We start from the raw sequence: 11,544 nt of genomic DNA on the forward strand, positions 1-11,544 counted from the left end.
TAAGTATAACTTAATTTTATATTTTCTTAAATATTTTTGTATTAAAATCAATTGACCGAAAAACTACAAAAGGATTGTCTATGGCACAAAGCAGACGTGACTTCCTTGGAATGGTCTTTGGTGCATTTGCTGGAGCTGGCGGACTTGCAGCTCTCTATGCTATGAAACGTACCTGGGATCCATTACCAAGCGTTATGGCAGCTGGTTTTACTACAGTTGACCTCTCTCCTATGAAAGAGGGTGAACTTCGCACTGTTACATGGCGAGGTAAGCCTATTTTTATCCTCAAAAAACCACCTGAAGAGAATTGTAATACTATTCCGGATGAGACAAAGAAACGTCTTGTCAAAGTGGGTGATAGTGAATATCTTGTGATGATTGGCCTTTGTACACATCTTGGATGTATTCCATCGTGGGAGCCTGATAAAAAGACTTTCCATTGTGCATGTCATGGTGGTGAGTATGATGCGTGTGGTGTCAATACTTTTGGACCTCCTCCAAGACCTATGGATATTCCTCCATTTAAGATAGAGGGAACGAAGTTGGTTCTCGGTGAAGAGGGTCCTGAGTATAAAAAAATGGTCGGTAAAGCGTAAGGAGCGGATATGGCACATTTTACAAAAGCAAATAGCCTGCATGAATGGCTCGACCAAAGATTGGCGATTGATAAGCTTTGGAAAGTATTGGCGGCTGAATATTGGATTCCAAAAAACATAAACTTTCTCTGGGCAATGGGTGTTGTGCTGATGACCATGTTTACAATTCTTCTCATCAGCGGTATTTTTCTTTTGATGTATTACAAGCCAGATACAAAGCTTGCATTTGATAGCGTGAATTACACGATTATGCAAGAGGTATGGTATGGTTGGCTTTGGCGACATATGCATGCAGTAGCAGCTTCTGTTGTCTTTTTGGTTATCTATATTCACATGTTTACCGGTATCTACTACGCTTCATATAAGCGTGGACGTGAAATGATCTGGATCTCTGGTATGCTCTTATTTGTCACTTTCAGTGCTGAAGCATTTAGTGGATATATGCTTCCTTGGGGACAGATGAGCTACTGGGCAGCACAAGTTATTACCAATCTCTTTGGTGGTATTCCATTTATCGGTGATGACTTGGTTGTTTGGATTCGTGGTAACTTCTACGTTTCTGACCCAACACTTACACGATTTTTCATGCTGCATGTTCTTTTGATGCCACTTATCATTATGATGATCATTGGGCTTCACTTTTATACACTAAGAATCCCTCACGTAAATAACCAAGATGGTGAAGAGATCGATTTTGACACTGAAGCAGAAAAATATAAAGCTGGACAGAAAAAAGAGGCAAAAGTTATTCCATTTTGGCCAGTTTTCTTGAGTAAAGACTTCTTTGTCCTTGGTGTCTTTATGATTTTTTACTTCTATCTTGTGTTCTATCACTACGATTTTGCAATGGATCCAATCAACTTTGATCCAGCAAATCCAATGAAAACCCCACCACATATCTATCCAGAGTGGTATTTCTTGTGGAGTTATGAGGTTCTAAGAGGATTTTTCTTTAATGTTGGACCACTCAGTGCAATGGATATGGGACTTATTGCTTTTGGTATTGCAAACGTGATTTTCTTCTTTTTGCCATGGTTTGATAAGAATGATGAGGTTGCACCTGCTGCAAGAAGAGGAGGTTTTCAAATCTGGTTCTGGCTCATGGTAATTGATATGATTGTTCTTACTATTTGGGGAAAACTTCCTCCAACAGGATTTAATGCATATATTGGTTATGTAGCTGCTGTTGGTTTCTTGGCTCTTTGGGCTGCGCTTCCAGCTGTAACAGCAAGAAAAAAAGGTCTCCTTTGGTTTGTAATTTTTATGACTTTAGCTTTGTATATTGCAGGATACTTAGAGTATACAAAAGCTCTTGGTAACGGCTTTGTTATCGTTACGCTCTTTGTAATATTCTATCTCCTATTCTTCCTCAATCCTGTGATGGTTAAAAATAGAGGGGGTGCAAGATGAGAGAGTTGAAGATTTTAGCAATCATCGTTGTTTTAGTAGGGATTACCTACTGGGGGATTGAACCGTATGCGCACTCAAAGATGCACCCTCATCATGAGCCGGCAACTTTTACTTATGGTGATCTCAAAGCATTAGCTGTACAGGGTGATGCACAAAAAGGTGCACAAGCAATTATGAATAATGGGTGTACTGGGTGTCACTCAATTAAGAGTCAAAATATTCCGGCACCTATGGATCCAGTAAGTGCAAGTGCTAGTTATGGTGTTAATCCGCCAGATCTTAGCAATATCGCTGCAGTTACAGATCATAAATTCTTGGCAAGTGTTATTAAAGATCCTGTCAAAGCATTCAAGCTTTCACATAAATTTAATGACAAAAAACCTTTTCCAATGCCTGCATTCTTTGGAAGCGAGCAAGATTTAGCAGATATTGTTGCATATCTTGTTTCAATTGCTCCAAAAGAGATCTCTCCAAAAGAGGCATATGAGGCTGCTTGTGGACGCTGCCACAACTTGCGCTATGATCACTGGACAGTGATTGGCGAGGAGCCAAAATTCAAAACTGAGGTTGAGAGAAAGCAGTTTGAGCTTAAACTTGCTCAATATGAAGCAAACCTCAAAAAATATCTTGGTACTACTCCACCAGATCTCTCTATGTATATTAGAAGTAGAGGACATGAGTATATTAGAGATTTCGTAGAAGATCCACAAAAGATTCTTCATGGCACAGCGATGCCTCGTGTAGGTCTCACTCAAGAGGCTACAGAAAAAGTTGTTGCATATCTTGAAAAAGTCGGAGATCGTAAAAAAGAGAAACGAAACTCTCTTGGTCCTTGGGTACTTCTCTACTTTGTAATCTTTGCAATCCTTGCATATCTATGGAAGCAAAAAATCTGGAGAGAAGTCCACTAAATAAATCGTAGGGGGCTTTGCCTCCTATAATTTTTGATTTAAACTTCATTTGCAAAAAATCTGCTACAATCTACAAAAAACTTCAAAGAGTTGCTATGCTCATCGATGGACATGGAAGAAAAGTAGATTATTTGCGTATATCATTGACAGAAAGATGCAATTTCCGTTGCCAGTACTGTATGCCTGAAAAACCTTTTTCATGGGTACCACGGGAGAATCTTTTAAGCTTTGAAGATCTCTTTAAATTTGTCAAAGCTGCAATAGATGAGGGTATTACAAAAATTCGCCTCACAGGAGGAGAACCTACACTGAGGGCAGATCTTGATAAATTTATCAAGATGATTTATGACTATAAGCCAGATATCGATTTAGCGATGACGACTAATGGGTATCTCCTTAAAGATATTGCAAAAGATCTCAAAGCTGCTGGACTCAAGCGCCTCAATATCTCTCTTGACTCTCTCAAGCCAGAAATTGCCCGTCTCATAGCTGGCAAAGATGTCTTAGAAAATGTCTTAGCTGGCATCAATGCAGCCCTGGAAGCTGGGCTTAAAGTAAAAATTAATATGGTGCCTTTGAAAAATGTCAATGAGGATGAGATAGTTGATATTTTAGAGTACTGCAAAGATAGAGGAATGCAGGTACGGTTTATTGAATATATGGAGAATGTCCATGCACATAGTGATCTTAAAGGAATGCATGGTAAAGATATTTTAGAAAAAATAAAAGAGAAGTATCAAATAGAAAAGATTGGTCGCCAAGGCAGTAGCCCAGCATTTTTATATCGACTCAAAGATGATGGGTATGTTTTTGGGCTTATCGATCCACATAAACACGATTTTTGTGATAGTTGCAACCGTATTCGTCTCACAGCCGAAGGCTATCTCATTCCATGCCTCTATTTTGATGAAGCGATGAGTATAAAAGAGGCTGTGCAAGCTGGAGATATTGATAAAGCAGTAGCTATCATGCGAGAAGTACTTGCCAACAAACCAAAAGAGAATCGCTGGAGTGAAGAGGCAAGTGAAGCATCCAGCAGAGCCTTTTATGAAACGGGGGGATGATGCTTTATCTGGTTGAACACTTTTACTCAATTCAAGGAGAGGGTAAATTTATTGGCACTCCAAGTATCTTCTTTCGCTTTGGGGGATGCAACCTCAAATGCCCAAGCTTTGGAGAGTATTTTATTAAAGGGACAAAAATATTTGGCTGTGATAGTGTAAGAGCAGTCAATAGAAAACTATTTGAAGAAGAGTGGCAAGAGATTCAAAAGAGTGAAACGCTCATTACTATTTTGCAAGAGCATCTAGAAAATCTTGATTTCAAGCCACATATAGTGCTCACTGGTGGTGAGCCGCTGCTCTATTGGAGAGATGAAACTTTTTATGGATTTGTAGAGTATCTCATAGCGCAAGGATTTATTGTTACAATTGAGACTAACGCCACAATAGAGATAGATTTTGCAAATTTTCCAGCATATAAAGATGTGATTTTCGCTTTGGCAGTAAAGCTCTCTAATAGTGGCGAGCCTTATGAAAAGAGAGTGAATAAAAGAGCAATAGATGCAATTATAAATAATACAGCCTATAGCTTTTTTAAGTTTACTCTCAATAGAGGCATTATTGAGATGCGCGCTTATGAAGAGATTGTAGATATTGTAGGAGAGTATCCAGAAGTAGAGGTCTTTTGTATGCCTCAAGGAGATCGCGTAGAGATTCTTCGCAAAAATGATAAAGTAGTGGCAGAGTTTTGTATGATTTATGGATTTATTTATAGTGATAGATTACAAGTGCGCCTTTGGAATAGAGAGAAGATGAGGTGAGTGGATGCTTATAAGAAAGCTCTATAAATTCGAAAATGCGCACATTGTACGCAACTGCACTACACGCAGATGTAGTGAATCGATCCATGGGCACTCTTATAAGGTCGAGCTCATTTTTTCTTCTGAGTATCTCGATAGAGGGCAAATGGTATACGATTTTGGTCTAACAAAACTCACTATTAAAGAGTTGATTGACTCATTTGATCATGCTATTACACTTTGGAGTGAAGATGAACCAGAATATCTTGCTGCCATGAAAAAGTGGAGCAGAAGGTGGGTGGAATTGCCTGTGAGTCCTAGTGCAGAGCAGTATGCAAGAGTCATTCTATTGATGGTAGATCTTGTGATGCAAAATACTGTAACAGTCAATGAGGAAAAAGATGTTATAATCCATAGCGTACGGGTGCATGAGACCGATACAGGTTATGCAGAATGCAGTCGTGAAGATGCTTTGAGCGAGAAACTTGGCAAAATTGATCTGTATGCTATTAAGTTTTCGCAAGGCGTCAAAGAGGAGTGGAGCAGTCCTGATATGTGGGAGAGACTGCTTCGTGGAGAAAAAATAGTTAATCCAAAAAAAATTTAGAGGAGAAAAGAATGAAAAAACTAAGCTTGATTTCATTAGTTGCAGCAGCTATGCTGCTTGTTGGATGTGGAGAAAAAAAAGAGCAAAGTAGTAGTGCAGAGCAGACAACAAAAGCTGCAGAGCATACTTCAAGTGTTGCTGCACAGCCTAAGCAAATCATTACTGAACCGCTTCCAGGTACTCCTGTGCAAAAGCCTGTAAGCTCGGCAGCTGCTAGTAGCCAAGAGACTACACAAAAAGTGCAAAAGAGTGTAGAAGAGGTAAAAAAAGAGGTGGTAGAAAAAGCAAAAGAGGCTGTAGAGCAGATCAAAGAAAAAGTAACAAAGAGTGCTCAAGAGGCGGTAGCTGCTGCTACAGGAGCGGCTACAGTAAAAGAGACTACAGAAGCCACAAGTGAAACTGAAGCACTACCTGGAGAAAAACCAGCACAAGAGGCAGCATCTACAGCGGCAGCAGGTGGAGATGTAAATAGAGGAAAAGAGCTCTTTGGAAAGTGTGCTTCATGCCACGGTAGCAAGGGAGAGAGAAAAGCCCTTGGCAAATCGGGTGTTATTGCTGGAATGGCAAAAGATGAGGTTATTAAAAAACTTCAAGGTTATAAAGCTGGAACACTCAACCTCTATGGCATGGGAGCTCTTATGAAAGGCCAAGTAGCAGGCCTTAGCGATAGCGATATTGAAGCTTTAGCTGCTTATATCTCCTCTTTAAAATAAGAGTGCCGGATTTTCCGGCCTCTTAATGTTTCGTAATAATCTCTTCTTGCATAGATGTTGTTGATTCACAAAATAGAGGAATAAAAAGAACATTTTTTGATTTTGATAGAGATTCAGTCTCTTTATCTACAATGATAAATCCGTCCATTATAGCTGCCGGTTTTACCATTCCAGGCCCGTACTTTTGTAAAGGTATAAAATACTCTCCATCAAACCGCCCTGGTATTACAGTGTCGCGTCCAGGTTTATGTGTAAATTTTTCTTGCAGTTTTGCTTTGATTGGCTGAAAATAGTAGCTCTTTTTGCCTTTGAGTCGATTGATGAGAAATCTTCCAAAAATTTCAAAATTCAAAATTGCTGCAAGAGGATTACCTGGGAGATTGAGTACAAAAGTATTACCGATTTTTCCTAAAGTTGTAGGTTTACCTGGTTTGATATCAATCTTACTAAAAAGGATCTCCATCCCAAGCTCTTTGAAAGCCTCTTTTGTAAAGTCTGCCTCTCCAACACTCACGCCTCCACTTGTAATAATGAGATCAGCATCTAATGCATTGCGGATTGCTTCTTTTATCGATTCTTTATCATCTTCGATTTTGCCTGTAAATGTTACTTCACATCCAAGCTCTTTGGCTCGAGTTAACAGTGCAGGCGTATTGGAGTTGTAGATTTGTGCGTTATGTAACTGCTCATAGTGCATTTTTAGCTCATGTCCTGTAGCAAAAACATTCACCTTAGGTTTGCGATGGATCTCAATGTATGAGTAGCCCTGACTAGCAAGAAGCGCAATTTTATATGCACTAAGCTCTTCTCCTTTTTCTATGATGCACTCATCTTTTGCCACATCTTCTCCGGCAAAGCGCATATTTGCATGCTCTTTGATTTTTTTAGGAAGTATAACTGACTCTCCCAAATACTCCACATCTTCTAGTGGTACTACTGCTTGCGTTCCTTTTGGAAGTTTTGCACCTGTCATTATTTTGATGGCGTATCCAGGAGTCACCTCTGCTTCACTCTGCTCACCTGCTAGCGTTGTTGCAAGGATTTTTACCTCTTTGCCAGTATCTTCTAATTTTACTGCATATCCATCCATGGCAGAGTTATCAAAAGTTGGAAGATCTATATTTGCATAGTAATCTTTTGCTGCAACTCTTCCTACTGCCTCTTCTATGCAGCTTGTCTCTTTTTTGAGCATAATTTTTTGTTTGTCGATAATACCAAGAGCCTCTTTGATTGAGATCGCCATAATCTGTCCTTTGGTATAATGAGTTGGTTTCATTTTAGCAAAAAAGGAAATAGATGGATAGTCTTTATAAGATATCTTTGCATCTGCATATGCTGAGCGCTGTTTTGCTTATTCTCTCACAAGGGTTCTATTTTTGGTTGCGCAAAAAAGAAGATTTTGTAATTTTTACAAAGCGCCTTGTTATACTTATGCTTGTACAAAATGTCTTTATTGGTATGGTTGTTTTTACAGGTTTGATTATGCTTGCTGTAACGCATTTTACAGTATGGAATATAGAGATAGTTTTGATGATTTTTGTAATTACAGGTGTTATAGTCCATCAGATCTTAATCAATAAAAAACGAAAACCTATACGAAGCGATGAAATAGCATTACAGCAAAGCTATAAAAGCTGGGTGAGCAAAGTTTATGGTGCTGAAATTGCAGCCGAAATAGCCGTTTATATCATAGCTTTGGCGTTTCATTGATGCAATTTCTCTACCATTCTAAGGCAGGAGTAGAGTTTTTAGATATAGAAGGCGAAGCATTTACTTATCTTTTTAAAGTGCGTCGCCATCGAAAAGGCGAAATTGTAGCCTTACGCAATATGGAAGATGGTTATCTTTATACCTATAAGATTGATACAGTTACTCGCAAAGATGCTGTATTAACGCTTGTGCATAAAGAGCATAAAGAGATCCTTCCAAAACGTTTTGTGCATCTTTTGTGGGGTGTGATTGAGCCAAAAGTGATTGAGAAGACGCTTCCTTCACTCAATGAGTTGGGAGTGGGGCGAATTAGTTTTGTCTATTGCGCTAGAAGTCAAAAAAACTTCAAAATACGCCTCGATAAACTTCAAAAGATCCTCATTAACTCTTGTCAGCAGTGTGGGAGAAGCTCTTTGATGGAAATCGAAGTAATTGATAGTTTTGAAGAGGCTTTGCAAAAATATAATGATACTGTTTTGATAGATTTTAGTGAAAATTATTTGCAGTGTGGTGAGAGTATCCAAAGAGTTTTCATAGGCCCTGAAGGTGGATTTAGCGACGAAGAACGCAAGATAGCTACGCAAATCAAAGGGCTTGATACGCCTTTGATTTTGCGCAGTGAGACAGCTGCCGTGGCTGTGAGTAGTGTTTTGATGTTGTAATTTTTATTGGTATCAAGGTGTTGTTGAGTGATTATTTTCTTCAAAAACTAATGGAATAGTTCTGCCATTTACACTAAGTATCGCTCTATTCTCTTCTACTTTTTCAGGATTTGGAATAAGTTTGCCTTTTGTATCAAAGACAAAAACTCTTCCATCGCTATGATGATAGATATAGCGTTGTATTTTGCCCCATAATTCTAGTTTTCCTTTGGTTTGTTTATAGTGTTCTTGTATTATCTCACTTACCATTTTCAATACTTCATCCAAAGACTTTTTATAAAGCATCTCTTTGTCAATGCCAATATGGCGGCGACCTTCTAGCATAGCCAAAGCAAAGATCGGCTGATTAGCACGATGAAAATTGGTATCAACGAAAATATAAGGCTGCTGCATTTTTGCAAGAGCTACAGTTTTTTTATCAATACGTGCAAGCTCCTCTTCTAAAGGCTGCAATGGCAAAGAGAGAACTTCAAAAAGCTTTCGCAAAAACTCTTTGCTGCTATAGTGAAAATCGAAGCTGCTTTTTTTAAGCCAACTCTCTATATTTGGAGCTTCTAAAAGAGATTGCAGTCGTTTTCGAGCATGCTCTAGTTTACAATAGCCCATTTTACGAAGCACACTATCTAGATCATTTTGAGCTAGCTTTTCTCTAAGAGTGTCAATAAGTGTCATTTTCTACCTCCTGTTATGTAGAGGCAATAAAACAGTTGCAGTGTATATGAAGTGCAACGTGAAGGTTTTATTGTCCTAAGATTTAAGCCTCTGCCGACGACACATTTTTTTCGGCAGAGCAAATATTATAGCATTTTCATTATCTATTGTGCGACCATTACCAATTTAATAGATAAAATTCAGAAATTTCTAAAGAACTTTTACTTTAAACACTTTTTTATGCAATCTTAGATAAAGTGAAAAATAATTTTGTAAAGGCAAGAGATGAAGCCATTCATCACTTTTACAAAAGAGCGATACAAGCTTTATAGAAACTACTTCTTCTTTACTCTTAGCGACTTTATATACAAACTTCATCAAAAATATTTTCATCTAAAAGAGATCTCTTCATATGAAACCGAAGCGATATTGGCATACATCATACAAACTCTATCTCTTCAGCATTTTGACTATTTGGATGAAAACAGTAAAAGCTTGAAAGATCTAGTATCTTTTTTAATCAGTGTAAAAAGAAATGAACTACATATTGATGATTTTGAATTTGAAAGTACTAAAAAGAGTGAATTGAAAAAAATTCTCTATGCATATAACGATTTTTTGAATAGACATAATTTGGCAGATTTAGGAGATATTGAAAAGAACGTTTACAACTTGACGAAAGAGAAAAAAATAGTAATCATTGCAGACCAGTTCGAAAATGACAATATCCACTTTTTTACTTCAAGACTTCAAAAGAAAATCTTCGACAACTTAGATAAAGAGTTTGCAGATATCAAAATAGAGCCCTCTTTACAAAACCATTATCTTGTCCCATCCTTTAACAGCTTCGATGAAGTGAAAAATGCTCTAAAAATTGTAAGAGATTTAATTGAAAATGGAGAAAATATAGAAGATATAAAAATTGTTGCAAGTGATATCGATGAGTATTATCCTCTATTCAAAGCTTTATTCGACGAATATGGACTTATCGGATATTCCACAAAAGGTGAAAAATTAAAAGATCTCATTTGTATAAATAACCAAATAGCAAAAGCAAAATATGAGGCTTTGAAAACTGAAGCGGCTCAACTCAAAAAGCGGTTGGAGCACTATGGAATAAAAAGAAAGAATATCTTAAAAGATCTCTTGGAAGATAGAAGAGTGCTTATTAAAAACAATGGAATAGAGATAACGGAAACGAACCAAATCTATGTATACAGCAATATCAAACATCTGATTTTTGTTGGAGCGGATATCACCCATTTCCCTCCGAAAAGAGAGAAAAATATCTTTTACGTAAAAGATTATGAGACGAAGTTTTTTGCCAACTCTTTGTATCGCTCAGCCATTGATATTTATGAGCATATGAAAAGAATATCGACAAACCTTTATGTTCTTTATTCTCAGTATCAAGGAAAAACAAAAAGAGTTCTTTCATTCATTATAGATAAAAATTTGCCAACGTATCGAGCAAAAACAAAAGCAGACATCGAGCAAATCAAAGAGAATAAAAGAGTAACTATAGAATGTATGGAAAATTTTCTGAAAGACCTGGACAGCCAACAACTCGATGAATACAATGGCAAAAACGTTGGTAATTTCCAAGTGAATGCCCTAAGCGCTTCACGAATAAACGAGTATCTCAAATGCCCGCGAATCTACTTTTATAAAAATATATTGCATCTAAAAGCTCCTATTGAAGAATCAAAGGAGATGGAAGTTACGGTTCAGGGAATGATAATGCACAAAGCCTTTGAAGCGATAGTCAATTATATAAAAAATGAAAAATGCGATATTCAGGAAATTAAGGATTTGAAAAAAGATTTTGCCCAAAAAGCTTATCAAGAGATTTTAGCCCAAGAGGAGCTGGAAGAGAATATCTATACAAAGCTCTATTTCCAAAAGCTTCTCGATATCTTGGATAATTTTATAATCTATTTGGTGGAGGATTGGAAAGACAAAAATAGATACAAAAACTCCTATATGGAAGAGCATTTTTATCTTGATGAGAAATTAAAAATAAGCGATGAAAAGAATTATTTCATCAAAGGAGTAATCGACAGAATAGATGTAAACGATGAAGTGGAAATATTCGACTACAAATCGAAAAAGACGGACAAACTTGATTATGACAAAATTGAAGAGATTATAGAAATAAAAGATGTCCAGCTTGGACTCTACACCTACTGGGTCAAGCAAAAGTATCAAAAAAGCGTTACATCCTCATTGATTACATTTAATACCAATAATATTTACGTGAAATTTGCTACATTAAGAGAGTGTGATGCTCCTAAGATATCTAGAGGAAAGTCACAATTTGCCTGCTACAACGATGAATATGAAAAGAGACTAAAAGAGACAATTTTTAATACCAAACAAAATATAGAAAATGGGAACTTTGTTTATAATGACAGCAATGAAGATGTATGTAAGTGGTGTGATTATGAGGTGATGTGTAAAAGATACTGAAAAATTCAAACTAT

The 11,544-nt window shown here is 37.2% G+C and carries 12 protein-coding genes; 10 read left to right on the forward strand and 2 right to left on the reverse strand.

Annotated features, from left to right (window positions below):
• Positions 1–74: 74 nt before the first annotated feature.
• The 7 genes from petA to NITER_RS09945 all read left to right on the forward strand — a co-directional run bounded on the left by petA (position 75) and on the right by NITER_RS09945 (position 6,038).
• Entirely contained in the window at positions 75–596 is a 522-nt protein-coding gene (gene petA, locus NITER_RS09915; RefSeq protein ID WP_084274712.1) for a ubiquinol-cytochrome c reductase iron-sulfur subunit, read from the forward strand.
• Positions 597–605: 9 nt separating this feature from the next.
• The gene (locus NITER_RS09920) at positions 606–2,006 is read left to right on the forward strand and encodes a cytochrome b (protein WP_084274711.1); all 1,401 of its coding nucleotides are present in this window, start codon (positions 606–608) and stop codon (positions 2,004–2,006) included.
• Positions 2,003–2,917, forward strand: coding sequence for a c-type cytochrome (locus NITER_RS09925; protein WP_084274710.1), 915 nt, complete (start codon positions 2,003–2,005; stop codon positions 2,915–2,917). The genes NITER_RS09920 and NITER_RS09925 overlap by 4 nt, the downstream gene beginning before the upstream one ends.
• A gap of 95 nt (positions 2,918–3,012) precedes the next feature.
• On the forward strand, positions 3,013–3,981 hold the full coding sequence (gene moaA, locus NITER_RS09930; RefSeq protein WP_084276539.1) for a GTP 3',8-cyclase MoaA: 969 nt from the start codon (positions 3,013–3,015) through the stop codon (positions 3,979–3,981).
• The gene (locus NITER_RS09935) at positions 3,981–4,739 is read left to right on the forward strand and encodes a 7-carboxy-7-deazaguanine synthase QueE (protein WP_084274709.1); all 759 of its coding nucleotides are present in this window, start codon (positions 3,981–3,983) and stop codon (positions 4,737–4,739) included. The genes moaA and NITER_RS09935 overlap by 1 nt, the downstream gene beginning before the upstream one ends.
• 4 nt (positions 4,740–4,743) lie before the next feature.
• Positions 4,744–5,325 carry a 6-pyruvoyl trahydropterin synthase family protein gene (locus NITER_RS09940; RefSeq protein WP_084274708.1) on the forward strand — a complete coding sequence of 194 codons (582 nt, stop codon included), beginning with the start codon at positions 4,744–4,746 and terminating at the stop codon, positions 5,323–5,325.
• 11 nt (positions 5,326–5,336) lie between these two features.
• Complete coding sequence (locus tag NITER_RS09945) at positions 5,337–6,038, forward strand: c-type cytochrome (protein ID WP_197685260.1); 702 nt, start codon at positions 5,337–5,339, stop codon at positions 6,036–6,038.
• A 22-nt stretch (positions 6,039–6,060) separates the two neighbouring features.
• On the opposite strand, the gene NITER_RS09950 is transcribed toward NITER_RS09945, so the two are convergent.
• Positions 6,061–7,281 (reverse strand): molybdopterin molybdotransferase MoeA, encoded by a 1,221-nt coding sequence (locus NITER_RS09950; RefSeq protein ID WP_159445283.1) that lies wholly within the window; start codon positions 7,279–7,281, stop codon positions 6,061–6,063.
• A gap of 53 nt (positions 7,282–7,334) precedes the next feature.
• Here NITER_RS09950 and NITER_RS09955 point away from each other — a divergent pair, with 53 nt between their 5' ends.
• Positions 7,335–7,748 carry a hypothetical protein gene (locus NITER_RS09955; RefSeq protein ID WP_084274706.1) on the forward strand — a complete coding sequence of 138 codons (414 nt, stop codon included), beginning with the start codon at positions 7,335–7,337 and terminating at the stop codon, positions 7,746–7,748.
• Positions 7,748–8,410: a 16S rRNA (uracil(1498)-N(3))-methyltransferase gene (locus NITER_RS09960; protein ID WP_084276537.1), complete on the forward strand. Its 663-nt coding sequence runs from the start codon at positions 7,748–7,750 to the stop codon at positions 8,408–8,410. The genes NITER_RS09955 and NITER_RS09960 overlap by 1 nt, the downstream gene beginning before the upstream one ends.
• A 12-nt stretch (positions 8,411–8,422) precedes the next feature.
• On the opposite strand, the gene NITER_RS09965 is transcribed toward NITER_RS09960, so the two are convergent.
• The gene (locus NITER_RS09965; RefSeq protein ID WP_084274705.1) at positions 8,423–9,082 is read right to left on the reverse strand and encodes a hypothetical protein; all 660 of its coding nucleotides are present in this window, start codon (positions 9,080–9,082) and stop codon (positions 8,423–8,425) included.
• Between the two features lie 264 nt (positions 9,083–9,346).
• Here NITER_RS09965 and NITER_RS09970 point away from each other — a divergent pair, with 264 nt between their 5' ends.
• Positions 9,347–11,530 (forward strand): PD-(D/E)XK nuclease family protein, encoded by a 2,184-nt coding sequence (locus NITER_RS09970; protein WP_084274704.1) that lies wholly within the window; start codon positions 9,347–9,349, stop codon positions 11,528–11,530.
• Positions 11,531–11,544 lie beyond the last annotated feature (14 nt).

Source organism: Nitratiruptor tergarcus DSM 16512, assembly GCF_027946175.1.
Taxonomy (GTDB): Bacteria; Campylobacterota; Campylobacteria; order Campylobacterales; family Nitratiruptoraceae; genus Nitratiruptor; species Nitratiruptor tergarcus.

What these genes read in the sequence shown, in the direction of transcription:
- NITER_RS09925 (WP_084274710.1), top strand. Translation starts at nt 2,003, where the DNA reads ATGAGAGAGTTGAAGATTTTAGCAATCATCGTTGTTTTAGTAGGGATT.
- NITER_RS09940 (WP_084274708.1), top strand. Translation starts at nt 4,744, where the DNA reads ATGCTTATAAGAAAGCTCTATAAATTCGAAAATGCGCACATTGTACGC.
- NITER_RS09945 (WP_197685260.1), top strand. Translation starts at nt 5,337, where the DNA reads ATGAAAAAACTAAGCTTGATTTCATTAGTTGCAGCAGCTATGCTGCTT.
- moaA (WP_084276539.1), top strand. Translation starts at nt 3,013, where the DNA reads ATGCTCATCGATGGACATGGAAGAAAAGTAGATTATTTGCGTATATCA.
- NITER_RS09960 (WP_084276537.1), top strand. Translation starts at nt 7,748, where the DNA reads ATGCAATTTCTCTACCATTCTAAGGCAGGAGTAGAGTTTTTAGATATA.
- NITER_RS09935 (WP_084274709.1), top strand. Translation starts at nt 3,981, where the DNA reads ATGCTTTATCTGGTTGAACACTTTTACTCAATTCAAGGAGAGGGTAAA.
- NITER_RS09970 (WP_084274704.1), top strand. Translation starts at nt 9,347, where the DNA reads ATGAAGCCATTCATCACTTTTACAAAAGAGCGATACAAGCTTTATAGA.
- NITER_RS09950 (WP_159445283.1), bottom strand. Translation starts at nt 7,281, where the DNA reads ATGGCGATCTCAATCAAAGAGGCTCTTGGTATTATCGACAAACAAAAA.
- NITER_RS09955 (WP_084274706.1), top strand. Translation starts at nt 7,335, where the DNA reads ATGGATAGTCTTTATAAGATATCTTTGCATCTGCATATGCTGAGCGCT.
- NITER_RS09965 (WP_084274705.1), bottom strand. Translation starts at nt 9,082, where the DNA reads ATGACACTTATTGACACTCTTAGAGAAAAGCTAGCTCAAAATGATCTA.
- NITER_RS09920 (WP_084274711.1), top strand. Translation starts at nt 606, where the DNA reads ATGGCACATTTTACAAAAGCAAATAGCCTGCATGAATGGCTCGACCAA.